The sequence below is a fragment of the Shewanella zhuhaiensis genome (genome assembly GCF_022484835.1).
Taxonomy (GTDB): domain Bacteria; phylum Pseudomonadota; class Gammaproteobacteria; order Enterobacterales; family Shewanellaceae; genus Shewanella; species Shewanella khirikhana.
The window spans coordinates 72,127-97,356 of record NZ_JAKUDL010000003.1; the positions used below are offsets into that span (position 1 = coordinate 72,127).

The 25,230-nt window shown below is 56.4% G+C and carries 23 protein-coding genes; 15 read left to right on the forward strand and 8 right to left on the reverse strand.

Features of this window, described 5'->3' with window-relative positions:
• Positions 1-45: 45 nt before the first annotated feature.
• A complete protein-coding gene (locus MJ923_RS09940; protein WP_240591267.1) occupies positions 46-1,683 on the reverse strand; it encodes a sensor domain-containing diguanylate cyclase in 1,638 nt (545 codons plus the stop codon).
• A 225-nt stretch (positions 1,684-1,908) separates the two neighbouring features.
• Between MJ923_RS09940 and MJ923_RS09945 the strand changes: the two genes are divergently transcribed.
• Complete coding sequence (locus MJ923_RS09945) at positions 1,909-2,583, forward strand: nitroreductase family protein (RefSeq protein WP_240590948.1); 675 nt, start codon at positions 1,909-1,911, stop codon at positions 2,581-2,583.
• Positions 2,584-2,710: 127 nt separating this feature from the next.
• On the opposite strand, the gene MJ923_RS09950 is transcribed toward MJ923_RS09945, so the two are convergent.
• Together MJ923_RS09950 and MJ923_RS09955 are read right to left on the reverse strand one after the other, a co-directional pair.
• Positions 2,711-3,385 (reverse strand): Fe2+-dependent dioxygenase, encoded by a 675-nt coding sequence (locus MJ923_RS09950; RefSeq protein ID WP_240590949.1) that lies wholly within the window; start codon positions 3,383-3,385, stop codon positions 2,711-2,713.
• A gap of 74 nt (positions 3,386-3,459) precedes the next feature.
• Positions 3,460-5,679 (reverse strand): TonB-dependent receptor, encoded by a 2,220-nt coding sequence (locus MJ923_RS09955; protein WP_240590950.1) that lies wholly within the window; start codon positions 5,677-5,679, stop codon positions 3,460-3,462.
• A 137-nt stretch (positions 5,680-5,816) separates the two neighbouring features.
• Here MJ923_RS09955 and MJ923_RS09960 point away from each other — a divergent pair, with 137 nt between their 5' ends.
• The 13 genes from MJ923_RS09960 to MJ923_RS10020 all read left to right on the forward strand — a co-directional run bounded on the left by MJ923_RS09960 (position 5,817) and on the right by MJ923_RS10020 (position 17,578).
• Positions 5,817-6,653: a DUF3450 family protein gene (locus MJ923_RS09960; RefSeq protein WP_240590951.1), complete on the forward strand. Its 837-nt coding sequence runs from the start codon at positions 5,817-5,819 to the stop codon at positions 6,651-6,653.
• Positions 6,646-7,965 (forward strand): MotA/TolQ/ExbB proton channel family protein, encoded by a 1,320-nt coding sequence (locus MJ923_RS09965; RefSeq protein ID WP_240590952.1) that lies wholly within the window; start codon positions 6,646-6,648, stop codon positions 7,963-7,965. Before MJ923_RS09960 ends, MJ923_RS09965 begins: the two co-directional genes overlap by 8 nt.
• On the forward strand, positions 7,962-8,345 hold the full coding sequence (locus MJ923_RS09970) for a MotA/TolQ/ExbB proton channel family protein (protein WP_126168149.1): 384 nt from the start codon (positions 7,962-7,964) through the stop codon (positions 8,343-8,345). Before MJ923_RS09965 ends, MJ923_RS09970 begins: the two co-directional genes overlap by 4 nt.
• Complete coding sequence (locus tag MJ923_RS09975) at positions 8,317-8,721, forward strand: ExbD/TolR family protein (protein WP_240590953.1); 405 nt, start codon at positions 8,317-8,319, stop codon at positions 8,719-8,721. Before MJ923_RS09970 ends, MJ923_RS09975 begins: the two co-directional genes overlap by 29 nt.
• Positions 8,722-8,730: 9 nt before the next feature.
• Entirely contained in the window at positions 8,731-9,363 is a 633-nt protein-coding gene (locus MJ923_RS09980; protein WP_240590954.1) for an energy transducer TonB, read from the forward strand.
• Positions 9,360-10,712 (forward strand): tetratricopeptide repeat protein, encoded by a 1,353-nt coding sequence (locus MJ923_RS09985; protein WP_240590955.1) that lies wholly within the window; start codon positions 9,360-9,362, stop codon positions 10,710-10,712. Before MJ923_RS09980 ends, MJ923_RS09985 begins: the two co-directional genes overlap by 4 nt.
• Positions 10,713-10,714: 2 nt before the next feature.
• On the forward strand, positions 10,715-11,875 hold the full coding sequence (locus MJ923_RS09990; RefSeq protein ID WP_240590956.1) for an alpha-hydroxy acid oxidase: 1,161 nt from the start codon (positions 10,715-10,717) through the stop codon (positions 11,873-11,875).
• A 77-nt stretch (positions 11,876-11,952) separates the two neighbouring features.
• Positions 11,953-13,137: an endonuclease/exonuclease/phosphatase family protein gene (locus tag MJ923_RS09995; RefSeq protein WP_240590957.1), complete on the forward strand. Its 1,185-nt coding sequence runs from the start codon at positions 11,953-11,955 to the stop codon at positions 13,135-13,137.
• Between the two features lie 161 nt (positions 13,138-13,298).
• Positions 13,299-14,489: a class I SAM-dependent methyltransferase gene (locus tag MJ923_RS10000; RefSeq protein ID WP_240590958.1), complete on the forward strand. Its 1,191-nt coding sequence runs from the start codon at positions 13,299-13,301 to the stop codon at positions 14,487-14,489.
• 328 nt (positions 14,490-14,817) lie between these two features.
• Positions 14,818-15,000, forward strand: a complete 183-nt coding sequence (locus MJ923_RS10005; RefSeq protein WP_240590959.1) for a hypothetical protein — start codon at positions 14,818-14,820, stop codon at positions 14,998-15,000.
• 438 nt (positions 15,001-15,438) lie between these two features.
• Positions 15,439-15,651, forward strand: a complete 213-nt coding sequence (cspE, locus tag MJ923_RS10010; RefSeq protein WP_240590960.1) for a transcription antiterminator/RNA stability regulator CspE — start codon at positions 15,439-15,441, stop codon at positions 15,649-15,651.
• A gap of 387 nt (positions 15,652-16,038) precedes the next feature.
• On the forward strand, positions 16,039-16,248 hold the full coding sequence (locus MJ923_RS10015; protein WP_011761069.1) for a hypothetical protein: 210 nt from the start codon (positions 16,039-16,041) through the stop codon (positions 16,246-16,248).
• 562 nt (positions 16,249-16,810) lie between these two features.
• Positions 16,811-17,578: a hypothetical protein gene (locus MJ923_RS10020; protein WP_240590961.1), complete on the forward strand. Its 768-nt coding sequence runs from the start codon at positions 16,811-16,813 to the stop codon at positions 17,576-17,578.
• Positions 17,579-17,735: 157 nt separating this feature from the next.
• On the opposite strand, the gene MJ923_RS20885 is transcribed toward MJ923_RS10020, so the two are convergent.
• Positions 17,736-18,110, reverse strand: coding sequence for a transposase (locus tag MJ923_RS20885; protein WP_420854451.1), 375 nt, complete (start codon positions 18,108-18,110; stop codon positions 17,736-17,738).
• 224 nt (positions 18,111-18,334) lie between these two features.
• Positions 18,335-18,652 (reverse strand): DUF3144 domain-containing protein, encoded by a 318-nt coding sequence (locus MJ923_RS10030; RefSeq protein ID WP_240590962.1) that lies wholly within the window; start codon positions 18,650-18,652, stop codon positions 18,335-18,337.
• 320 nt (positions 18,653-18,972) lie between these two features.
• Here MJ923_RS10030 and MJ923_RS10035 point away from each other — a divergent pair, with 320 nt between their 5' ends.
• Positions 18,973-19,890 carry an alpha/beta hydrolase gene (locus tag MJ923_RS10035; RefSeq protein ID WP_240590963.1) on the forward strand — a complete coding sequence of 306 codons (918 nt, stop codon included), beginning with the start codon at positions 18,973-18,975 and terminating at the stop codon, positions 19,888-19,890.
• A 13-nt stretch (positions 19,891-19,903) separates the two neighbouring features.
• Here the strand turns inward: MJ923_RS10035 and MJ923_RS10040 are convergent, their stop codons facing one another.
• The 3 genes from MJ923_RS10040 to MJ923_RS10050 all read right to left on the reverse strand — a co-directional run bounded on the left by MJ923_RS10040 (position 19,904) and on the right by MJ923_RS10050 (position 25,229).
• Positions 19,904-21,286, reverse strand: a complete 1,383-nt coding sequence (locus tag MJ923_RS10040) for a leucine-rich repeat-containing protein kinase family protein (RefSeq protein WP_240590964.1) — start codon at positions 21,284-21,286, stop codon at positions 19,904-19,906.
• A 120-nt stretch (positions 21,287-21,406) separates the two neighbouring features.
• Entirely contained in the window at positions 21,407-22,612 is a 1,206-nt protein-coding gene (locus MJ923_RS10045) for a lipocalin-like domain-containing protein (RefSeq protein WP_240590965.1), read from the reverse strand.
• Between the two features lies 1 nt (position 22,613).
• Positions 22,614-25,229: an ABC transporter permease gene (locus MJ923_RS10050; RefSeq protein ID WP_240590966.1), complete on the reverse strand. Its 2,616-nt coding sequence runs from the start codon at positions 25,227-25,229 to the stop codon at positions 22,614-22,616.
• Position 25,230: the final 1 nt, after the last annotated feature.

Below are 25,230 nucleotides of genomic sequence, written 5' to 3' on the forward strand. Positions count from 1 at the left end.
GGAAGGTGTGCTTACGCCCGAACTCGTTGGCAACGGATGGCTTTGTCAGGCGAATTTAATGCGATTGCCGCCGGCCGCTTTAGCGCTGTACATGGCCTCATCGGCGCGGCGCAGTATGTCTTCGTATTCGCTGAAACCCTGATCCAGACACACGCCAATGCTGGCACTGATCTTGAGCTTATCAGAAATGCCCGGGAACTTAAGTCCGGCAATATTGGCCCTGAGACGCTCGGCGATGGCGTTGATTTCCGCCTCGCTGGCGCTTGGCAGGTAGACCACAAATTCCTCGCCGCCCCAGCGGCCACAATGATCCCGGCTGCGGATGGAATAGCGCACTGTGCGTGCGATTTCCATCAGTACCTTATCGCCTGCTTCGTGACCCAGGGTGTCGTTGATGGATTTGAACTTATCAATGTCTATCATGATCAGCGCCTGGCAGCGATTTTGACTCCTCTCATCCCAGTGGTTTTGCAGGCGCTTGCTAAAGGCGCGGCGATTATCTATGCCGGTGAGGGGGTCGGTTGCTGCCAGTTGCTGTGCCAGCACCCGCGCCTTTTCTGCGCGGCGGAACTTGGCAGCCAGTGCCAATGCCAGCAGCACTGCATCGATAAACATACCGATTTCAGCGGCGCGGTAGGTCCATTGATTGAAAGGAATATCGCCTTCCACTGCCAGTGCCGTGGTGCCCATGCCTATCATGGTAGACAGCGACGCCAGCAGGAACAGCTTGGCGGTGGGCATGCCGGAGCGCCAGGCCATTAGGCCCAGCACTGGCATCAGCAGGGTAAAAACATAGACCAGATCGAACGCCAGGATCAGTGCCAGTTCCCGATCGTCAATGGCATAAGATACCGCTTGCAGCACTACCATCAGCAGCGCCAGTCCCAGCACTATCTTGCTTAATGAGGGCCTGAGCTTGTCTATCCCCAAAAAGCGCAGTGCAAACATCAGCCCGCAAACACAGAAGAGGGTCATCAGCAGTGGATTGGACCATTGGCGCCAATGGGCAAGTTGTGGCCAAATCCATGCGCTGCCGTGGCCGGTGTAGCTCAGGTTGAGCATTAAGAAGGTGAATAAAAACAGCGAGTAATATAAATAGCTGCGGCTACCTATGCCCAAATATAACAGGAAGTTATACCCCAGCAGGGCAAAGATGCCGCCGTATAGAAAGCCGTAGCTATAGGCCTCGATACGTTCGCGCTTTTGGGTGTTGCTGGGAGAAGAGAGATAAACCGGGAGCAGTCTGGGATCCGGGCCGCCAACCCTGACAAGCAGCAGGTGGGTGCCGGGCGTCAGGGTGAGTGGTACGCTGAAAAAGCGATCGCCCTTACCGGACTCCAGGGTATCGCCGCCGCGCCAGTAGAAGCGGTTGCCGTCGGGGCGGATCTGGGTCAGGCGAATATCGTCCTGCCAGCCATTGGCGAGCTGGAACCCCCTTACTGTGTCGGCAGCGCTGTCATTGTTGACCTCAAGCGCCAGCCACAAAGGTCTGGCACCTATGCCGAGGCTGGGTATGCCTTTGCCATGGGGGCTGAACTTTCCGTCGGCAAACGCCTGCTGCGCCATCGTGGGCGTGAGAGGGCTCTGATGTTCGCTTAGCTGCATCCATTCCCGGGTCAGGGGGCCGTTGGGCAGATCGGCCAACTTGATAGGCTGGGCACTGGTGAGCAGAGAACAGAGCATCAGGATCAAAAATAAGAACCCTTGGCGCGCTATCATCTTCCATTTCAGGGCTGGTCGCTATTATGTTAAGCATAGTAATGATTTAAAAAGCATTTGTATATTTTTACCTTGGTTTGTACGGTAAAGGTTTTACTGAAGCCGCTGCTGCTTCCTGCTAAGGTGCCAAAACAGCACCCAAAGCAGGACAGGTGTGCCATATAACAACAATCACAGGACAGGACTCCAATGACAGAAGTACATCACCCGCTGAGCGATTTTATTGAATATCCCCAGGACGAGATGCGCCGCCGCGCCGAGGACAACCTCGCCAGCCTGCGTCGCCGTCATTCCATTCGGATGTTTTCAGACCGTCCCGTGCCCCAGGACATAATCGAAAGTTGCATTATGGCGGCCGCTTCCGCTCCCAGTGGTGCCAATCATCAGCCCTGGCATTTTGTGGCTATCTCAAGCCCTGAGGTCAAGGCGGCTATTCGCCGCGAGGCCGAGGCGTTGGAGCAGAGTTTCTACGCCGGTCGTGCCGGTCAGGAATGGCTGGAGGCCTTAAAACCGCTGGGCACAGATGCCAACAAGGCCTATTTGGAAACCGCGCCCTGGCTGATTGCGGTATTCAGCCAAAAGCGCGGCGGCGTGGAAGAGAGTGATAACAAAACTAACTACTACGTACATGAGTCTGTGGGCATTGCGACCGGCTTCTTAATTCAGGCGCTGCACACTGCGGGCCTTGGCACCCTGACCCATACCCCCAAGCCAATGAGCTTTTTGAGCAAAATCTGTGGCCGCGATAATGATGTTGACCGCCCCTATATGCTGATTGTGGCGGGCTATCCGGCTGACGGTGCCACCATTCCCGACCACGCGCTGAAAAAGAAATCTCTGGATCAGGTGGCGTCTTTTATCTGAGCTGCGCCTGATCTGAGCCGTGCCTGATGTAAATACTGATGAAAAAGCCCGGCGATACCGGGCTTTTTTACACTCTTTAGCGACTCAGAACTGAATGATCTGGTATTCACCACTCATGTCTTGCTCCTTAGGTTTCGCTCCATTGCCGCAGCAGGTTGTGATACACCCCTGTGAGCCGCACCAGCTCAGGCTCGTCGCCATCTTTGTGGGTCAGTGCCTGAATCGCCAAATCCAAATCGTACAAAAGCCTGCGCTGCTCATCGCTGCGGATAAGGCTTTGCAGCCAGAAGAAGGCCGCCAGTCTGGCGCCTTTGGTCACAGGTGTCACCCTGTGCAGGCTGGTGGAGGGGTAGACCACCATATCGCCGGCGGCAAACTTAACCTTTTGCTCGCCATAGGTGTCCTGAATAACCAGCTCGCCGCCTTCGTAGCTGTCCGGCTCGCTTAAAAACAGCGTCATGGACACATCGGTACGGATTTTTACCCCGCCTACCCGCCGAATGGCATTGTCCACATGGTCGCCGAAACTGCCGCCGCCCTGGTAGCAGTTAAACATGGGCGGGAAAATCTTATTCGGCAGGGTGGCGGCCATAAACTGCTGATTGTCGCCAAGGCGAGCCAGAATAAAATTCCCCAGCTGCTGTGCCAGCTCGCCATCCATGGGCAGTTGCAGATTGTGTTTGCACTGCACCGCCTGATGGCCCGCTGTGAGTTTGCCATCTTCCCAGTTGGCGGCTTCGAGCATGGCGCGACATTCCTGTACCTGCGCGGGGGAGAGAACGGCGGGGATTTTAACCAGCATCATGACTCCTGAATTTGGCTGAGCGTAAGGCGCAAAGGGGCACCTGAGTGCCCCCGTAAGAGTGAAAGGCCGAGTTAGAAGCTGTAGCGAACGCCCAGCTTGATATTGCGGCCGGCGCCTGGGCGGAAGTGGCCGCGGGCGCTGTAGTCGCTCACATACTCTTCGTCGGTGAGATTATCGGCGTTCAGCTGTACCCGCAGTTGCTCGCTGATGTCGTAGCTTGCCATCAGGCTGACCAGGTACAAATCGCCGCTCTCATAGAAGGCGCGGTTTTGACGCCAGAACACGTTGCCTGAGCTGTACTGCACGCCGCCGCCCAGGGTGAGGGCATCCAGTCCGTATGTCAGCCACACACTGGCGCTGTGCTCAGGGGCCGCGGTCAGGCCATTGCCCTGGGTGTCCGGGTTAAAGTCCTTGGTGACCTCAGTTTCCTGCCAGGTGTAACCGGCAATCAGGTTGAGATCGTCGCTGATGGCTCCGGTCAGACCCAGCTCCAGGCCTTTGGCTTGCTGCTCCCCGGCGAGGAATACATCGGCGTTGTCGTCGGTGTCGGTTACTGTCTTCTGGGTCAGGAAGGCAGCGGCGGTCAGCTGCAGCTGGCTTTGCAGCAGATCCCACTTGGCGCCCAGTTCATAGTTGGTGGACTCCTGTGGGTCGAGGGCATTGTATTGGCTCAGCTGATCTTCGGTGCGGCCGCTGAAGGCCATATTGCCACCGGCGGGATCCTGGGCGTTGGCCACGGCCACATAGTAGTTGCTGTAGCCATTGGGCTGATAAGACAGGCCCAGATTCCAACTGAAGAAATCGCCGTCGCTGCGCACATCTTCCACAAACTTTCCGCCGCGCAGGTAAGTTGAGCCCTTGGCGCTGTAGTCTTCCCAGCGAATGCCCGCATCCACTTGCCAGTGCTCGCCCAGGCTCAGGGTATCCAGGGCATAGATGGCCGCGCCCGTGCCTGTGACTTCGGCGGGCTTGCCCACACGCACCAGCTCACCGCTGAAGGACTGATTAGGGGCTGGCTTATCCAGGCTCACGTAGGGCGTGGCCAGTACCCGGTTGTCCTGCAACTGGTACTTTTCCTGGGTCTCGCGATACAGCTCAACCCCGGTTACCAGCTGGTGTCCAATGCTGCCGGTGCTGAAATTGCTCTGCAGATCCCACTGGGTCACCGCCAGACGGTTTTCCTGATCGATATTCTGCACATAGGTCAGATCTACCAGATCTTCATAGCTGCGAAGTCGGGTTACTGGGTCACGGGTACTCTTGAAGATAGGACGGGCGAGGGTGGACTGCTTGCTGTTATTGCCAAAACGGGTTTGACCAATAAGACGCACGCTGTCGCTGAACTCATGGTCGAACACCACAGTTGCCATCAACATATCCAGCTTTTCGAAGTCACGGCTGGCCACGCCGTAGTAGTTGCTCCAGTACTGGCTGTCGATGGGGCCTGCGGGGCGACCAATCTGCGTGGCGGCATCTTCATTTACCCAGGGCAGACCCAGCATTGGTCGGTTGTCCTGCTCCATATAAAACAGATCCAGCCCCAGGCGGGTGCGCTCGGCCAGGTTGAAGCTGACCGATGGTGCCACCCCCAGCGAGCGGTAGTTTTCGATGTTATTGCCCAAGGTATCGCCGCCCTCGGTAAACAGCAGGTTGATACGACCGGCGCCGACATCTGCGAACTGAGTGTTGGCATCCAGAGTCAGGCGCAGGCGCTCGGCCTCGTCATAACTGGCGTCCAGCACGGTAAATTCGGCTTCCTGAGCGCGCTTGCTCACCAGGTTGATGGTGCCACCGGCTGAGCCTTTGCCGCTGATGGTGCTGCCCGCACCCTTGGTCACTTCCAGTTGTTCGTAGTTAAACATGTCACGGGAATAACCGGCGATATCGCGGATGCCATCGACATAAATATCGTTGTTGGCGCTGAAGCCACGGATGGTGATCTTGTCGTTGGTGGTGATATTACCGCCACCGCCTTCACCTGCGCCGAAGGTCGACACGCCACTGACGTTGCGAAGGGCATCATTCAGGCTGGTTACGCCTTGATCTTTAAGTACATCACCAGTGATCACATTGATGGTGCGCGGGGTTTCCAAAAGCGGCGTGCTGTACTTGGGTGATGAAGCTTTTTCGGCCTTGTAGCTTTGCTGCTGGGCTTCTTTTACCTCGGTGAGCTTAAGTTCGCGGGGGGCATCGGCGGCCACAGCGCCAAAGCTGGCCGCAGCCATACCAATAGCGACGGCTCGGGCAAGGCGGCTTCGGGAAAAGGGGGCGTGAATGTGCTTGGGATCCATTGTGCATATCTCCGTGAGTCCCGGTTAGGGGATCTTGTTCTATTAGTTGAAGCTTAAACGAGGTTGCGGATCGTAATGAAAATAATTATCATCTGCAACATGTAATTGATGCAGATCACAGCTAATCAGGTAACTAATTGAACATTAAGAAATTGGCGGCTTTACCACTGGCCTTGGGGCTGTGGCTAAGCCCAAGCGTTCAGGCCAATTCTGTGGTGACACAGGTCGATAACGAGATGACCCAGTGGTTGGACTTAGAGCGTCAGCGCTCGGCATTGGCACTGGATTGGCAGCAAAGCAAACCCTTGCTTGAGCAGCGACTTGGGCTGATGAAAGCCGAGAAACAGCAGCTCGAAGCCCTGCTGGCAAATCAGCAGGCAGCCAGCAGCGAAGCCGAGGCCGAGCGGCTCAAGCTCACCCGGGAGCAATCGGGCTTCGAGGCTGCTCAGCAGCAGCTTGAGCAGTGGCTTGAGATTGAGCTGGTGCGCGCCCGAGCCCTTCTACCGCAGTTGCCGCCGCCACTGGCGCGCCAGTGGCAGGGCTTGCTGGAGCAAGCCGCCCAGAGCAAGCAGGCCAATATTCGCCTCGAAAAGCTGCTCGATGCCTACGGCAAACTCAAGGAATTCAATCGGCGTATTGCCACTTTTGAAGATGAAGTGATTGGCCCGGATGGCGCGCCGCTGCTGGTGCGCCAGTTGTATATTGGGGCAGGTCAGGGCTGGTATCTGACTCTGGATGGCGCCCGGGTTATGCAGGGGCGGGCGCATGAAGGCGAGTGGCGCTGGAGTGAGGCGGCGGATGTTACGGCTAAACAGCTTGAGCGTATCTTTGCCATGGCGGCCTTCGAGCGTGAAGCAGAGCTTGAGCGCCTGCCACTTCAGCCGCTGCCAGAGTTGCCAGCGTCTGCTGCGACTTCTTCTGCTGCGGCAGCTGTTTCGGCAGCAGCCCCAAGCGGGGGGCTGGGCAATGAATAAGGTCTGCTTCAAGTTTATGCCTGTTAATTCAAGACTATTAAAGCCAGGGCTCCTGTCGGCGTTGGCACTATTGGCGCTGAGCGCTTTTTCTGCGCCACAGGCTCAGGCCGTCGATATCAGGGCCAGTAAGGCCAAACTTGAGCAGCTAGAGCGTGAGCAGCTTAGAGAGCGTCAGGCGTTGCAGTCGAGCCTCAATGGGCTCGAGCGGGAACTGATAAGCCTTCGCCGCGAGGCCAGTGATGTGCGCCGCGCCGCCGATGAAAGCAGTTTAAGTTTGGATGCGCTGAAAAAGCGCACCCGCGAGTGGCGCTCCCAGGCAGACTACCAGCGCGCCGCCATCGGCCGCTTTATGGCTGGCTCATCTGCCGGAGCTCCCAGCCCAGACAGCATCAGCCAAGATAAGCTCAGCCCGGCAAATCTTAAGGCGCTGTCGAAAGAGCTTGCCGCCATCTTGCCCGAAAGTGCCGCCTGGCAAACCAAAGCCCTCGCCATGGATGACGGTCGTATCAAGACCCTGCCGGTACTCACATTGGGCCCGCTGAGTTGGTACCTCGATGGCGAGTCGGCGGGTTTTGTCAGCCAATCAGATAGCGGCCTTCGGGCCGGGATTAGCCTCGCCGCCGATGGCCTTGCCACGCTGAAACGGGGCGAGCCCGGCAGCATCGAGTTTGACCCAACCCTGGAGCGGGCCATGGCGCGGGCCAAAGAGCGGGAATCTGTGCCCGAACACGTGGAAAAGGGCGGCCTCTGGGCCGTGCCCATTCTGGCCTTCGGCGCCTTTGCCCTGGTGATTTCGCTGTTTAAGGGCGCGCAGCTGATGCGCCTGCCCCAGGTGCAGCCGCTGCTGGCTGAGCGTATGAGCAGCGATGACCGCCTGCAGCCGGTGGATGGTATTGAAGGCATGCAGGCCGAGCTGATGGACGTGACACTCAAAAGCCCCCATGGCCGAAGCCGCGACGACAAGCTATTTGCCCTGTTGCTGGCCCAAAAACAGAAGCTCGAATACTTTGTCGGCGCTGTGGCCATCACGGCCGCGGTGTCGCCGCTGCTGGGGCTTTTGGGTACCGTCAGCGGCATGATTGAAACCTTCAAGCTGATGACCCTGTTTGGCGCAGGCGATCCCCAGGCGGTGTCCGGCGGCATCTCAGAGGCGCTGGTGACCACTGAGCTTGGTCTGATAGTGGCGATTCCGGCGCTGCTGGCCCATGCGCTGCTGTCCCGCCGGGTGAAAACCTACTACGGCCAGCTGGAAAGCTGCGCCATTCACTTAAGCCAACTCGATCCCAAGCCCCGGGAGGGCGCCGCATCATGAATACCGAAAACCTGATTGTCTGGTGTTTGCTGGCCCTTGGCCTGTGGACCTATCAACGTTTGCTTGTACAGATAATGCGCCTTAAAAGCGGTGAAAGCGGCTGCGATGGCAACTGGTGTGAAACGCTGGAGCGGCTGGTGGCAGCTCTGCCGCTGCTGGGGCTCTTGGGCACCATAGTGGGGCTTTTGGATACCTTTGCCGCCATGGCAAGGGGCGAGGGGCTCGCCGGTGGCATGGCCTCGGGTATCGCCGATGCCCTGTGGACCACTCAGCTGGGGCTGGTGCTGGCGGTACCGGGTTGGCTGATGCTGGCCTACCTCAAACGCTTGTGTCTGAACCGGGAGCTTTACCATGCGCGCCAATCTTCAGCAGCGGCTTGAGCAGCAACATCAGCAGCATATCGACCTGTCGCCCCTGCTGGATGTGGTATTTATCCTGCTGATTTTCTTCATTGTTACCACGGTATTTGTGAAGGAAACCGGGGTCGAGGTCGACAAGCCCCAGGCGCTGTCGGCAGCCAAGCTGGAACGTAACCTTATCCTGCTGGCCATTACCTCAGGCGGCGAAGTGGTGTACGACGGCAACAATATCGGCACCGGCGGCGTGCGTGGCACTGTGGCCCAGTTGATGGCGAGTCAGCCAAGGGCCGTGGTTATTCAGGCAGATAAGCAGGTGCCCACCGAGCTATTGGTAAAAGTGCTCGATGAAGCCAAGCTGGCCGGTGCCCAGCAGGTCAGCATTGCCACCCAGCCCTGAGGAGCGCTTATGAAAAAAGCAAAACAGCACCTGCTTGGCACCCTCGGCGCCATGGCGCTGATGGGGCTGGGGCTGTCGGTGCTTGTTTTAGGCCAAAGGCTGCTGCCGGAGATGAATCACACCCTGATGGTGCGGGAAGTCACTACCGTGGCCTTGCCGCCCCCGCCGCCCCCTCAAAGCGTGCCGCCGACGCCGGTGGCCACGCCGCTGGCGGTGTCGGTGCAGGGGCAGGGCGCGGCGCTGGAGCTCAGTTTGGAGCTGCCCGAACCTCAGCCCATGTCGCTCACCGCCCCCGAGGTGCACATTGCCCTCAGCCAGGACTGGCAGGCGGATCTGTCGGTTGACTGGGAGGCCTTTGGGCTTGAAGAACTCGATGGCCTGCCGCAGCTGCTGACCCAGGTCAAAACTGCCTTCCCGGCAGCGCTGGCGCGCAAAGGGGTGAATAAGGCCGTGGTGCGGCTGGATGTGTTTATCGACGAGTCGGGTAAGCCCACCCTGGTGGCTGTGGCCGACAACCCCCACCCGGAATTGCAGGATGCCATCAACAAACTGGTTAAGGGCTCACGTTTCAGTGCGCCAACACGGGGCGGCGCCGCGGTAAAGGCGCGATTTATCTGGCCGGTGGAATTTAAAAAGTCATGAAAATCAAAAAAATACTTTCTTTTGCGCTGTATGTGTCTCTTGCGACTACTGCTCTGTGGTCATGGGCGCAGGCAGCACAAGCGCCGCTTGAGCGCGTTACTGTCAGCATCAGCCCTCCGGCTGTGGTGTTCAATCTGCAATCCGCGCTCGCCACAGAGCCAAGACTCGCCCCCAGCGAGCAAGGGCTGGCTGAGCGGTTAAAGCCGCTGCTGGCGGCGGCGCGCTGGAATGACGCCGCTGCGCTGCTCTCAGGCGATCGTGCAGGCCGCAGCGCCGCTCTGCTTTTGGTTGAAGGTCAGGTACTGTTGGCCCAAGGTCGCTATGGCGATGCACTTAAGGTGCTTGAGCTGGCGCTTAACGCCCAAAGCGATATGCCAAAGGCCCATCGCAGCGCGGCGCTGGCGGCATTGAAGGCCGGGCAAGCGGATGCCGCCCGTAAACATCTGGTGAAGGCCATTTCCCTGGGGGCGCAGGATGCTCAGCTCTTTGGTCAGCTTGCTTATTTGAATCTGTCTGCCGGGGCGCCCTTTGGTGCCATCAGCGGTTATCAGCAGGCGCTGCTGCTGGAGCCCGATGGACGCCAGTGGCAGGAAGGCTTGCTGCATGCGCTGATGAGCGCCCGCCAGAATGAGGCGGCGCTGGCGCTGGCAGAAGAGCTGCTCATCAAGCGCCCGAAAGATACTGAGCTTTGGCTGTTAAGGGCGCAGCTGGCACTGCAAACCGGCGATGAGCCCCAGGCGCTGGCGAGCCTGGAGCAGGCCATCGCCTTAGGTGAGAAACGTGCCGATAACCTGATGCTCGCCGCCAGGGTACATCTGCGTCAGGGCAGCAGTGAGCGCGGCGGTGAGCTGATTGGCCGGGCCCTCGGTGCCGGGGCGCGTTTTAATGATGCATCTTCAGCCATCGACTGGTTAATCGCCCGCGGGGAATACAGGGCCGCCGAGCTGGCGTTAAAGAAGGCGCCAGCCTCTTTGTCCGGCGCTGAGCAGGCAAAGCTGTTTGCCGCCCGTGGCGCCATTGCCAAAGCCAAGGGGAACGATACTGCTGCCAAAGAGCTTTTGGAAAAGGCGCTCAAGTCTGCACCGGACAACGGCGAGCTGCTGCTCGGGCTGGCCGAGCTTTACGCTGCCAAGGGCGAGGCCGCCCGTGCCGAGCTGTATTTTGTGCGCGCCGCCGCCCTTAATGGTGTTCGCGAGCGCGCCCTGATTGGTCATGCTCAGCTTGCCATTGCCGGCGCCGATTGGCGCAAGGCGGCAGAGTTGCTTGGAGAGGCGCTGAAACAGAACCCGGCGCGGCGGGATCTGGTGGACAATCTGGCCCAGCTCGAGCGGCTGATGGCGAGGGGCTGACGATGGTTCAAGCAAGCACTGTCGATAACTTGAAAGCCAGCACAGCAAAGATAGCCACCCACACGCCGGAGCCCATTTTCAGCCTCGCCGACTATGAAAAGGCCTCCCGTCATATGATGGATGAGGGCATTTGGCACTATATCCATGGCGGCGCCGGGGATGGCATCACCCTGGCGCGCAATCAAAGCGCCTTCGATGACATCAGGTTAATGCCCAGGGTGTTGGCAGCCGGGCTGCCTGATATGCGCTGCTCACTGCTGGGCGGCAGACTGGCGGCGCCCATATTGCTGGCGCCAGTGGCGCTGCAGCGGCTGGTGCACAGGGACGGCGAGCTGGCTTCTGTGGCCGCAGCCATGGCCCAGGACTGCGGCTTTGTGCTGTCGACCCTGACCAGCAGCCCCATGGCCACGGTGGCACAAAGCGCAGTCTCTGCAAGAAAGGGCGCAGCCTCTGCTATCAGCAAAGGCGCGAGCCCGCCGCTGTGGTTTCAGTTGTATATACAGCCAGACTGGCAGGACACCTTAAGCCTTATTCGCCGCGCTGAGGAGGCAGGTTTTGCTGCCCTGGTCATTACTGTGGATGCGCCTATCACCGGGCTCAGGCTCGCCGAACTCAGGGCCGGATTCTCTGTGCCTGAGCATATTCAGCCGGTGGACCTTGCCGGTATGAAGCCAGCGCCTACTTCGCTCGAGGCCCTGCTGGCAGCAGCACCAAACTGGCACTGCATTGAGGCTGTGTGCGCCGCTACCCGCTTGCCGGTGCTGCTCAAGGGTGTGCTGAGCCCTGAAGATGCGTTAAAGGCCAAGGCACTCGGTATTGCCGGGGTGGTCGTGTCCAACCATGGCGGCCGGGTGCTCGATGGCGTGCCCGGGACTATCGAGTGCCTCGCTGCGGTGCGCGCTGCTGTGGGGCCCGAGATGACAGTGCTGCTCGATGGCGGCATCCGCCGTGGCAGCGATATCGCCAAGGCGCTGTGCCTCGGCGCCGATGCGGTGCTGATTGGCAGGCCGCTGATGCAGGCACTCGCCTGTGAAGGGGCCCTCGGGGTGGCGCGAATGCTGAAGATCCTCAAAGACGAGCTTGCCATGGTGATGGCGCTATTGGGGGCCAAACGCCTTAACGATCTGAACCCTCATTGCTTATGGAAGCAAAGCTGCTGCTAAAGAAAGCGGCGGATATTGCCCCCGAAGGCCGCTGACGCTAGGCTTAGCCTTATCAACAACCTGGCCTGGATAACCGCTTGTCCAAAGCGATAAAAGTCAACTCAGCCCCCAAGCACTCAGAGCCTAAGCACGCCAGCAAGTCTGTCAAGCTGGCCGGGGACAATCATCAAGCCTCGGCAACTAAGCTCACCAGGGTGGATATTGCCACCCTGAACCTGTTCAATTTTCTCGCGCCCCCCGCTGCCGCCTACGAGTTCGATCGCATTTACAGCAATGAGCAGTGGCAGAAGAAATGCAACTGGCTGCGCCACTGCGTGACCAGCCTGGAGGCCGATATCATCGGCTTTCAGGAGGTGTTCAGTGTCGATGAGCTTAAGGTCGTGATGCAGGAGCTTGGCTACCCCTACTTTGCCGTGGTGGATACGCCAAGCTGTGAAGATTATGTCTGCCGCGCTCCTGTGGTCGCCATCGCCAGCCGCTTACCGCTGGCTGAAGTGGTGGCGGTTGAGCCGGATCCCAAAGCGGTTGCCGCCATGGGCCTTGGCGATGATTTTCGCTTTGGCCGCAGGGTGCTCAGAGCCACCGTCAGCCTCAATGACTGGGGCATGCTGGATATTTATGTGCTGCATTTTAAATCCCCAAGGCCACTGTTTGAGCCCGAGGCACTTGGTGAAATGAGCGCCGCGCCGAGGCTCTTGGCTCACCGGGCGCTCGGCAGCTTTGCCAGCCGTGCCCGCCGTGGCTTCGAGGCCATGCTCTTGTATCAGGCGCTGTTGCAAAGGCGGGATGACACAGCCAACCCCATGCTTGTTATGGGCGATTTTAACGGCGGTTTGGATGCGGCCGAATTTGGCGGCTTTTGGCTGGAGGCCGATGCGATTCACGGTAACGATCGCAAAGGGGCAGGGCTCGGCGCCCTGACCGACGACGCCTTTAACCGCGCCATTGCTCACTTTGCCCTGAAGGATGCTTCGGTGCTGTTTCTGGAAAGCCAGCTGTTTGACCGCCAGGGCGGCAGGCACGAGTCTGAGCCGCTGGAAGATCTCAGCTGGGCGCGGCGCCCGACTCACTATCTGGGCTCCCGTGGCAGCCTGCTTGACCATATCCTGCTGAGTCAGGACTTCGATGGCGCGCTGGCCCCCGCCCGAGGCCGGGTGTGCCACTTTTCCGTGTTTGATGAACACCTTCGAACCCCTGTGTATGAGCGCGATAGCGAAAGCTCAGACCATGCCGCACTTGTTGTTGGGCTTGAGTTGCTATAAAAACCGCTTTTGCAGGAATGCCTGCCAAGTGGCCTTAACAGGGTGGCGCAGGCAGGGTAAAATAGCCGCCATTCACGGCAGCGGCAGCCGCTTGACAGCAGTTGTGACACCCGCCGCTTCCCATCTGTAACACGCCGCCTTGGCGTTATCGAGACTTCTTCATGAGCATTCGCATCAAACTCAAGCCGGGACGGGAAAAGTCCCTCGACCGTCGTCACCCCTGGGTGTTTTCCAGCGGCGTTCACAACATCAAGGGCAAGCCCCAGCGCGGCGAAACCGTGGATGTTGTGGCCCACGATGGCCGCTGGCTTGGCCGCGGTGCCTGGTCAGATGCCTCGCAAATTCAGGTGCGGGTCTGGACCTTCGATAAAGAAGAAGCCATCGATCGCGACTTTTTTGCCCGCCGTATTGCCCGCGCCCAGGCTGGCCGTGATGCGCTTATCCGCGAAAAGGGCCTTACCGGCTACCGCTTGGTTGGTGCCGAGTCCGACGGTTTGCCCGGTATCACCATCGACCGCTACGCCAATGTGCTTGTGTGTCAGTTGCTGTCGGCCGGTGCCGATTTCTGGCGCGAGACCCTGGTGTCTGTGCTGGCCGAGCAGTTCCCCGAGTGCGCCATTTACGAGCGTTCCGATGTGGATTCACGCAAGAAAGAAGGCTTGGCGCTGGTAACAGGTTTGCTCCATGGCGAGCTGCCAGCCATGCCGCTGATTATTGAAGAAAATGGCATCAAGATTGCCGTCGATGTGGAAAAGGGTCATAAGACCGGCTTCTACCTCGATCAGCGTGACAACCGTGCCATGGCAGCCCGCTTCGTGGCAGGTAAGTCGGTGCTCAACTGCTTCTGCTACACAGGCACCTTTGGTCTTTACGCCGCCAAGGCCGGTGCCGCCAGCATCGAAAACGTGGACGTATCCACGTTGGCGCTGGACACAGCCCGTCACAACATGGCCATCAATGGCCTTAACGATGACCATGTGACCTACAGCGAGGCCGATGTATTCAAGTTGTTGCGCCAATACCGCGACGAAGGCAAAACCTTCGATGTGATAGTGCTCGACCCGCCCAAGTTTGCCGACAACAAGGCCCAGCTCAATGGCGCCTGCCGTGGCTACAAGGACATCAATATGATTGCCATGCAGCTCTTGAAGCCCGGTGGCACCCTGCTGACCTTCTCCTGCTCCGGCCTGATGCCCGCCGACCTGTTCCAGAAAATCGTCGCCGATGCCGCCTTGGACGCTGGCCGCGATGCCCAGTTTATTGAGCGCCTGAGCCAGGCCTCGGATCACCCGATTGGCGCGGCCTTCCCGGAAGGCTTTTATCTCAAGGGGCTGGTTGCCCGGGTGTGGTAATGGCGGGGTAATGGCGGGGTGATAGGTAAGAGGCTGGTCAGCCATCAGCACTTGAAAGCTGCCACTGCCAGTTAAGATGCTTATCGCCTGACAAAGCCCGCACTCCAGAGCGGGCTTTTTTGTGGCTACATATGGATGATGAACGGTAAAACCATGGATGACACATCAAAAAATATGGTGTAGTTATAGACCCTTAGTGGATTTTAAACCGATGGCTTACCAGTGGAAACGGCATTAGAAAAAACGGCATTGCCACCGGTGTCTTTATCTATTTTGGACTTAATTTTTAGGAGAAAACTAAATGGATTTAGGGAGTCCTTTAACGGGAATGATTACTGCACTACTGACACTCTCAATCCCACTGATGATGGTCATTCTGGCCATTGTTCTGGTGGCGTCCAGCAAGCGTATCGCCAAGGCGCAGGAACAGATGGCACAAACCCAGGCCGAAATCGCCAAACAGCTGGCCAGCCTGGCCATAGAGCTGAGAAACAGCGGCAAAGGCAACTAGGTTAAAGCCCTTAATGCCTAAGAGTTTTAGCCAGTAAGGCCTGTTCGTGATGGACAGGCCTTTTGTTTTGCCAGTGCTATGGCGAACTTGGCAGGCACAATGCACACCTAAAAGCGGAAGAGCAGGTACAAATATTCGCCTATGCTGATTATGATGACTTTTGCCTGCAGTCATCTGATTTAATAGGTTTTGCCGCTTTTTTTGAGGTGAAATTTCCCAGAGTTAATTCGCAGAATGAGAAAATAAAATGAGAAATAACTATCTATTCTGCTGACAAGGTGTATAGTGACCGCAGCTCATCGAGCACAGTTACTATTGATATATTTAGTTCAAGATTTTCTCAGTTTCAAACGAATCAGTTTGTCATATTTATCCTGCGATTCCTTTTTCTTCATTTCCAATTTAGTAGCTTCAATTTTTTATTTATGCGAGATATTTATGTCTATTAAAGCTACTGGTTCAGTAAAATGGTTTAACGATACAAAGGGTTTTGGCTTTATCACCCCAGATAACGGCGGCGCCGATGTGTTTGTTCACTTCAGAGCCATTGCCGCTGATGGCTTCAAGACCCTGGCCGAAGGCCAACAGGTTCAGTTTAACGTAGAGCAGGGCAACAAAGGCCCACAAGCTGCAAACGTTACCCTGCTGTAACTGCTTGTTTTTAAGGTGTCTGCTGCGTAGCAGGCACTGCACCACCCGGATACCTGCATAGCTGCACTCACAAGGGAGCCGTTCAGGTATCATCATTCTGTTTTATCAAAACCGATAGTCTCTAACAGATAGTCTCGGACAGATAGTCTCTAACAGATAGTCTCTAACAGATAGTCTCTGACAGAAAGTATCAACAGAGCGCGCAATTCATCACAGCTCACACCTCAATAATCCATCAGGATTAACGAGTCTACTGGTACCGGCACATATAGGTAACTCTCACTATGTCATCCTGAGAGCGCTTGAGATCCAATCAGAAAGAAAATCGAAGATATTCTGATAGCCAGAGAACAACAAAAAAAGCTGGAGCTTTAACCGGAGAACGCTATGCGAAAGCCATCAAACCGCAAGGTTGGTAAAAAAGTACGTCAGGATAATTTCGATTCCAAGTTTGAGCATATGGTTGGTGAGTATCAAAGCGCCAAAGCAGTTCTGGATACCCTGGCAGAAGACAGCGCTGAATATGCCGCGCAGAAAAAACAATGTGATCAGCTGTTCGCCAGCGCCGAACGGTTTTTCAATAGCCGCCAACGGTAAGCCGCCAAGCGTTGCGGCTATCACAACTTTTTGATGGTGTGCACTCTTCATGCTGACCAATGACTGAGACACTCCGGCTGCGTATAGCAACTGAACGTTAGGTAGAGCCAAGCCCTGCTTGGCGAAGGTCGTGGGTCTCCAACCCACACCCGGGGAAAGGGGGCAGTATCGACTTCCCCCCTTGTCCAATCCCCCAGCGACCCGCGACGAAGCGGACAGCCCCTTGGGCGTTTTTGAGCCCATTGGCTTCACGAGAGACTCGCATCCTGCTCGACCCTCGCGCTTCGACGTCCTGTCTCAGCTACGCCATGTGCTCAAACGCCCTGCGGCCGCTTCGAGCGGGATTTGGTGTATTCCTCGGCAAAAGTGTTTTGGCTGTCCTGTCTTTCGCTGAAGATTGGTATAGATTGTATCAAGGTGGTTATTTGCATACAGATGGTGAGCCGATTGTGCTAAATGGCGTCGATGATTTGTCGAAAATAGATGGTCTCACGGGAGCTATCTATTTTTCCAACCCTAGACACATCGACCTTTGGACTGGAAATGGGTTGGTTGGAAATCGGTGGATGCAGCATACCTATCTAGAAACGGGCACAGCAACATTCTTTCCAATAAAGTAGGTGGGGTTATGGGACATTTTTCTGTTTTTACATTAATGTTACTTGGTGGAACCTATTTTGAAGAAATAAAGTCCAATGGTGACAAATACTACTCTTACAGAAATGATTCAGGCTGTAATAGTCATGTCGTCGTAAGTAATAGGAATGATGCTAGTTACATTAATTTGCTATCTGAATGTAATCTTAGCTTTGAAGAAGAGATTGAACGGTGGGCGTCAATTTCGAATTATTTCGGTTTGAAGACTTACTTTCGGAGTTCGCTAATTGACTTGGGTTACATTGATATAGTTGATGGGCTGAGACCAATGTGCATAGATAATAGTCGTCTGGTTGGATTTTCGCAGTGTCATTCTGGTAAGGTCACTTATTTCACTAAGTGGATGATGCCGCTAAAAAAGAGGGTTCTGGATGAATGGCTGCCTAATAAGGATAAATACGGAGAATACCAAAAGCCTTTTCAGGGTGAGTCTCTAGACTTTTTACTTCAAGAACATGATTATGAAGCGTTGAGCAAATGGTTGGCAGGTATGTCTATTGAGGGTTGTGAACATATTAGATTACTCTATTCTAATCCTGTGGGAAAATTGGTTTCCAATGATGATTATCCACCCTTAACTAAAGAAGAGGTAATTGGTCTAAGCGGTAAAAGTATTGTTTGGGGTGGTGTATATTCAATTATGTGCGAGGCAACATATAGGGCAGTCCCATAATCAGGACCTTAAGCATTTAGATGCCGAAGTATTCCATCCAAGCTATTGTCTTTCTTAGACTTTGATTGTGGGCTGCGTTGGCACGTGTGGGCAATGAATTTTATTGCCCAAGTCACATCAGCTTGTAATTGTGCCGTCGATTGAAGTGCCAGTGATTTCATGATTGGCTCAAAGCTGGGGTTTTGGCCATTTTAAATAACGATAGCCGTAGCATCGCTTGCGTCGTGGCGGCTCGGCACAGGTACCGCTTTACCAGCAGGCTCAGTAAGCTCGACCAAATCAGGCCTTCCACCAGATGAGGCTGGCATGTCGCAAACCGTCTGAGATTGTTGTGACTTTTCCATTCTTTAAACAAGAGCTCTATTTGCCAACGCAGTCGGTACAGTTTACTGATGTCTTCGCCCGTAAACTGCTGGCGAGGGAAAAAGAGATAGGACAGGCATAGCTTTTCCTCAGTAATGGCAGAGTACGCCTGCTCCCCGTCGGTGCCGCCGAAGAATGTTGGTGGAAATTGCGTGGCTTCGACATGGATGTCGAAGCAGGCTCAGTCGAATCATGGACGAGCGTCTGGGCCGATAGCTATTTTCATCATAAATTCGAGGGGCTGTCGGCACCGTCCGGGGCGTCCTTTGGGTTGCAAGGGGCTTTGGACGAGCAAAGCCCCTTGCCCCGGTGAAGCCTGGAAGGCTTCGATGTTCGGTCGCTTGCAAAGTGACACTGAGTTAACAGCCAGAGCAGGCTGGGGCATCAGCCTCCCTACTTCTGGGTGGAACGATAGTGGTCAAAGTTCTCAATATAATCATCAAGATTGGCATCGAGCATTTCTTTGTAGCGCTCCATGTAGTAATCCTGCATTTCCTGCTTCTTGGCCTGCATCTGCTCTTTGGTTTCAAAACTGGTGGAGCCAAACCAGGCGTTATAGCGGGCGACGGCCCACATAAAGGAGGCGCTGATTTCGCCGGTTTTAACTGCCGGGTCCTGGTTTTGCTGGTTGGCAAGCTTAATCATGGCGGTAGCGCGATCGTAAAAGGCATTTTGACTATCGGTTGCGGTTGCAGACTCTTTTTCTGACATGGGCAATTCCTGTTGTTGGGGGCGGTCGCCAAAGGTGGCACTCGCGCCATAATGCGTTGCCCTTACCCTAAGGCATTTGTCCTTTAAGGGACAGCCTACTGAATCACAGAATTGGTTGATATCAGACGAAATTGCTGCGCCGCCTCCCATTACTCGAACTGCTTGTTTGCGGCAGGCGCTCTCGTATTGGGAGTGGCAGCCGTTGTGACATGAAATCAGCTCAAACAATCCCTTTTGAATCACAAATAAATACTGTATGTATATACATGTATTTGGGTTGGTATATCATGTTGCCCCATCAATGGCTGAGGGGGGTAGAGATGAGTATTGGTTTAGAGGCTGGCATCAAAGAGTTGGTTGCGGAATTTCAGGCAAATGGCTGCCCATGTGCTTCCATGCAAACAATTGCTGAGCGAAGAGCTGGCTACCTGTCCAGCACAGTGTTGGCGGGGGAAAGCCCGGTTATGGCCAGCGAGTTTGTCGACGAGATTAATGGCGTTGTGGTGAAGGTGTATAAACCCTCTGCCGAGCCTGGTTTGGCCGTGACAGTGTACTTCCATGGCGGCTGCTTTATCAGCGGAGGCTTTGCTACCCACGATGTTCAATTACGGCAAATTGCTCAGCAATCCAATACTATAGTGATATGTATTCAATACCGTTTGGCCCCGGAATTTGAGTACCCGGCCGCCCATGATGATGTGTTTCAGGCGGTACTTGGCATTAAAGCCCATGCCCATAAGTACGGTGGCAATTCCCAGAAAATGGTGTTTGTGGGTGACAGCGCCGGGGCGCAACTGGCGCTTGCCACTGCCCTTAGGCTAAAGCAACAGGCGTGGATGCCCTCAATGCTGGTGCTTATCTACCCTATGCTCGATCCCTTCGGCAGCTCGGCCAGTTATAGGGAAAATGGCACCGACTATATCATCACCGCCAACATGCTGTTGTCTGGATTCCGGTTGTATGCAGGCAGTGAGCAGCAGTTGGCGTCGGCTGCGGAGCTTAACTTGCTGGGCGCCGATTTCTCCGGGCTGCCTGCCACTTCTATTATTACGGCCGAATTTGACCCGTTACGGGATGAAGGTGAGCAGCTCTACCGGAGCCTGATTTCCCACGGCGTGGATGCCAGCTGTGAGCATTATCCCGGCGTTATTCATGGCTTCTTTCAGTTGTCGGCTATCAGCGAGTCTGCCAGACGCTGTATCACAAGCATTTCGGCACAAATTCGCAGGCTAAGCTGAAGTGTGCCCGGATTTAGCTTAAATGCAGCCGCTCGCTGATGTGGCTAAAATCAGGCCGCTGGCTGACTGATGGCATGAGGCACTGCTCGCGCAGGGTAATCAGTACATCGTTGCTTTTTGGCTCTTGGCTATCGCTATTGGCCGCAGGGCTGTCGCTTTTGGCTGTGGGGCTATTGCTGTCAGCCTCGGGGCTGTCGCTGTCTGCCTCGGGCGTTATGCGGCTTAGCATCTCATCCAGCCAGTAGCCAAAGGCGCGCACTTCAAGCTTTTTAAAGCCATCGGCCTGATGGGTGGGTAAGGATTCGAGCGCGGTGGCCGCGCCAAAGTCACCGAGGTACAGCTTTGATGCCTCATTCACCAGCATATTGTGGGAATAGAGGTCGCCGTGGCAGATATGCTCGCCGTGCAGGTGCGCCATGGCTGAGCTTACCTGGCGGGCGAGGCTGATGATTTGCGCGCGGCTTAATGTCAGCTCTGGCTTATAGGTATCGCGGGTAATAGTGGCAAAAGACGGCGGCATCCCCAGCGACTGGAATGTGGTGGGGATAAGCTGCATCACCATGGCGGGCAGCTCAAGGCCACTGATATTGGCCACAATCGGAATAAGGTTTGGGTGCAGCCCGGCGTTGAGGGCGTTATTGAGCTCATCCTTGGGGCAGCCATCGCTGGTAAGCCAGCCTTTGAACTTTTTAAGCGCCACAGGTTCGGTGCTGTCTTTATGATGGGCAAGGTAAATGGTGCCCGAGGCCCCTGTGCCAAGCTCGGCATCCAGCTGGTAGTTGGCTATGTCTTCTGTGGGTATGCTGCTGTGATTGCTCACCGGCGTGGCCGGGTTGGCGCCAAGCGCGAGCCAGGCAAGTTTCGGCAGTTCAAACAGCCAGTCGGGGAAGGCTTCAAACCCATTCAATGACAGTCGCGCCAGCCCAAGCTCACGGCAATTCGCCATGGAGTCCGGCAGCACCTTAAGCTGATTGCCGGATAGCGCCAGCTTCTTAAGCTTGCGGTAGCGGCCAAAATCTTCGGGCAACTTGCTGAGTTTGTTGTCGGTTAAAATCAGCCACTCAAGCCCCTCTGGCAGAGCGTTTTCGGCAAATTCCGTCAGCTTATTACCCTTGAAGCTCACCATGGTGAGGCTTTGGCAGCTTGCCAGTACTTCGGGGATATATTCGAACTGGTTATTGGTTAAAAACAGCCTTTTTAGGGCAATAAAACGGCCAAAGTCAGCGGGTAGGTTTGAGAGCTTATTGTCCGATAAGTCCAGATGCTCCAGCGTGTCGGCATGCTGATACAGCTCGGCCGGAAACTCGTTAAGCCCCTCGGCGAGCTTGATGCGGGTGACAGGTGCTGATGGCAATGGGCTGTTTGGTAAAGAGCTGGCTGGTGCGCTGGTTGGCATAAGAGCTACCACAAAAATCGACTCAAAAAGTTGCCGGGCATTGTAGTCAGTTAGGCCGGTGCCAACAAGCAAGAGGACGAGGTGGCAATTCTATCGCCACGTCAGGTGGCCGGTTCGTCGCTAATAGCCGGTCAGCTCCATATAACCTTCACCGAGGTGGCTGTCACTCTTGCTATCACTATCCGTGTCGCTCTTGCTGTCACCGCGACTGATGCGCACCGGGCCTTCCCAATATTGCATGCTGAGCGCCATGCGGGCATCGGGATTGAGGGCCTCTACTTTGAGGTTAAGCTCGTTGCTTGTCTCGGTGCTGTCTGCGCTTTTGCCTTTCAAATTCAGCTGCCAGGTAACCGGATAGCCCTGATGGTAGTCAGTCGGCGTCATCGCAATCACTTCAAGCTGCTCACTGCGGCCATCGGGCCACATGCGGTTGGCATGGGTGAAGGCATGACTGGTGTTATCGGCATTTTGCTCACGCAGCTGAAACAGCATCAGCGCCGAGCCATCGTCGAGCCGCAGGGCGAACCAGTCCCAGCCCTGCTGGGCCAGCCCCAAAAAGGCACTGCTCCATTCGCGGTCGAGCCAGCCCTGGCCGCTGACCTTTTGCCAGCTGCCATCCAGCAGCACTTCGCCCTCAATCTCGATAAAGGGCGCCGAGTAGTAATAGGAGGCGAGCCCCGCATCGGCACTCTTGGCGCTGTAGCCGTTCTCACCCTGTAATTGCAGCGGCGATGTGCTTGAGAGTCTCAGCCGATAACCGAGGGGCTTATCTCCATTTGACCCAGTGACCGTGAGAGTTGCGGGAAACAGGGTGTCAGTTTCAGACTGCCAGTGCCAGTCGGCGAGCTTAACCGCGAACGGGTTGCCACCGGCGCTTGCGAGTTCTTGGTGGCCACGGGACCAGCGTTCAGTGGCAATATGGCTTTGCTCGCGGGTCACTGCCGCATGGGCAAACCACAGCTGTGGGCTTTGCCAGTCGCCATCCGCTGTCGATTCAGCGGCGGCTTGCGGCTTGAGCGCCACTCTGAACTGGGTCCATTGTAGCCCCAAGGGCTCGCCGCTGGCGGTTGTGAGGTTGGCGGTGAGATACCACCACTCCTGACGAAAATTATTGTGGGGGCCATGGTCGGCGGGGAAGCTCAGTGCTTTGCCCGGGCTTACGCTATCGAAGCCGCTGATATCACCGCCCATCAGCTCGCCCATTGTGGGGGCTGCTGTGTCTGAGGCCTGATGCGGTTGATTGTCGCCGGTTTTGCCACAGCCAGAGGCAAGCAATAGCGCCAACACAAGCAGGGGCAAGACGCTGATTTTACTGGCTAAGCTCATATCAATTCGCCTCCTGCTGCAAGCTGCGGATTAACGGCCGGCGGCTCTGGCGCCACAAGGGCCAGGCCAGTGCCAGTGTGGCCGACAGCAGCGCCGCGCCTATGGCACTGAGCACTGGCAGCCATTGCCAGTCCATGGTGAGACTCCAGCCGAAGGACAGCAAAATCACCTTGTTGATAAGCAGCCAGGCGAGTACCCAGGCCACGGGGATCGCAAGCAGCGCGGTGGCGAGCACCATCAGCAGCATTTGCGCCGCGCTCATTAACAGCAGCTCTCGGCGGCTAACCCCGAGGGCATGCAGCCTTGCCAGTGGATTTTCGCGGCTGGCCGAGAGCATCGACAGCGCCGAGAACAGGCCGATGGAGGCCACCAAAAGTGTGAGGGTACCCAGGCTGGCGGTGATTTCGAAGGTGCGGCCAAACATGGTGATGGCGATTTTTTTGATGTTCTGCTGACTGAAAATCAGCGAGCGTGACAGTTCAAGCTCGCTGGCAAGGTCATTGGCAAGCTGCTCGGCGTCGCAATCGTCACAGCTTAAGGCCAGGCTGATGGGGATGGGGGAAAGCGCCAATTGATGCCACAGGCTTTCTTCAATCAGCGCCTCATGCTGCTGGTTACCGTGATCGAAAAAGATCCCGGCAACCGCGAGGCTGATGTGCTTTCCGCCCACCTTAACCTTTAGGTTGTCGCCGAGCTTAAAACCGAGGCGCAGCGCCATCGGCTCGTTGATCAGTATTTGTTTGCCCCCTTGCTGCATGGCTTGCCACAGGGCGGCGTCGAAGGTCTTTAAGGTGCTGGTTTCCCGCACCGATATGCTGTCCCGCGCCAACAGCCGAAAACGGCGGTCATCGCTGCCATCTGCGCGTGTGAGTAGCGCCGGGCTTGAATATTGGCGGTAGCTCGCGCTTACCCGGCTGTCGCCTTCAAGTTTTGCCATCACCTCCTGCATGCGGCTATCCCCCGGCCGGATATAAATATCGGCGTGCAGCCGCTGATTGAGCCAGGCCTTCAGGGTGCCTTCAAAACTGCCCACCAGGGTGGTCATGGCGATATTGGCCGACAGCGCCAGCAGCATGGCCATCATGGCCAGTGACATCGGCGGTGCAAGCACCTTAAGCTCGGCCACCAAATACAGAGAAAGTCCGGGCCTGAACAGCCCAAACCGGGGGAGCATTTCGGGTAACCGGGCCAGCAAACTCGGTAACAGCAGCGGCGCCGCCAGGGTCACCAGTGCGATAAGCCCCAGGCTGTAGATAGGCAACAGCCGTGGCAATTGCTGCTCACGCAGATACTGGCTCACGCTGGATTCAAGCAGGGTAACCATCAGAGCCAGCAGCAACAGGGTTGCAGCAACAGCCAGTTGCAGGCGCTGCATACGGGTATCGAAGCCCTGATTTGCGGCCTGATGGCGACCGCTGGCAAGCGGCGTGGCCACCAACCTTGCCATCAGCGGGATACAGGCAAACAGGCTGGCCGCGGCCGTCAGCCCAAAGGCCTCGATAAACCAGCCGGGCTGCCAGTGGCCGGGCAGCAGGCGCGCGCCATAGATTTGCTCCAGTGTCATGGCCACCAGAGGCATCAGCCCCTGCCCGAGCCAGAGCCCGAGCACAAAGCCGGTAACAGCGCCAAGGCTGACCATCAGCATCAGCTCCAGTACCAGCGCATGGAGCAATTGTCTTTGTCCCACGCCAAGCTGGCGCAACTGCAGCAGCAGTCGGGTGCGCTTCATCAGGCTGTAGCGTACGCCGTTGTAAGCGATAAACAGCCCCACCACAAAGGCCAGCAGCCCCATGGCTTTGAGGCTTAGATGAAAACTGCCGGTAAGCTCGGTGAGCGCCGCGCCATTGTCCTGGACGATGATTTCCAGGCTTGATTCAGCGATGCCAGCCTGTTGCAGATGCAGCTTTAGGGCATCGAGGCCCATGCTATCCAGCACTTCGATGCTGCTTAAGCTATGGGGGGCGTTCAGTGCGGCTTTGGCAAAGGACAGATCGGCGACTATGGCGCTGCCAAGCCCTAAGCCGTCGTCGAGGCCAATCAGGGTGACGGCCTTGCCGCCAAGGCTTATTGGGCCGCGGGCGTTAATTTTTTCAAGCTGGCTTTGGCTTACAAGTAATAGAGGCTCGCCGCTGAGCAGGTTGCCCAGGTCGAGGTTGGCCGACAGTGGGCTGGCTGGCCTGGCATCTGGCACTGATGACGCTGTATTGGTGTGGGAGGCTGCAATTGAGGTGGCGGCAATTGACGTGGCAGCAATGATGTCTATGCCGTCGAGGTAAAAGCGGCGGCCACCATCTTCGGTCATTACACCGTTTAATCTGGGCATCAACTTAAGCCCCTGACGGCTTAAGCGGAAATACACTTCATCGCTTAAAAAAGCCTTGCCGCCGCTTGGCAACAGGGTAAAGGCGCTATGGCCCGAGAGTGGCGCCGTGGCCTCGCGGTAGCTTGCCCTGGCATTTTCATTAATGCTTTTCACCGCCGTGAGCAGCACCACCGACAGGATAATGCCGAGCAAAATCGCCCCTGCCTGCAGCGGCGCGCGGCGGTAATGACCCACAAAGACCTTAAGGCTCAGCCACAGGCCATGGTTGGTGGTTAGTCGATGTTGCCCATCCATA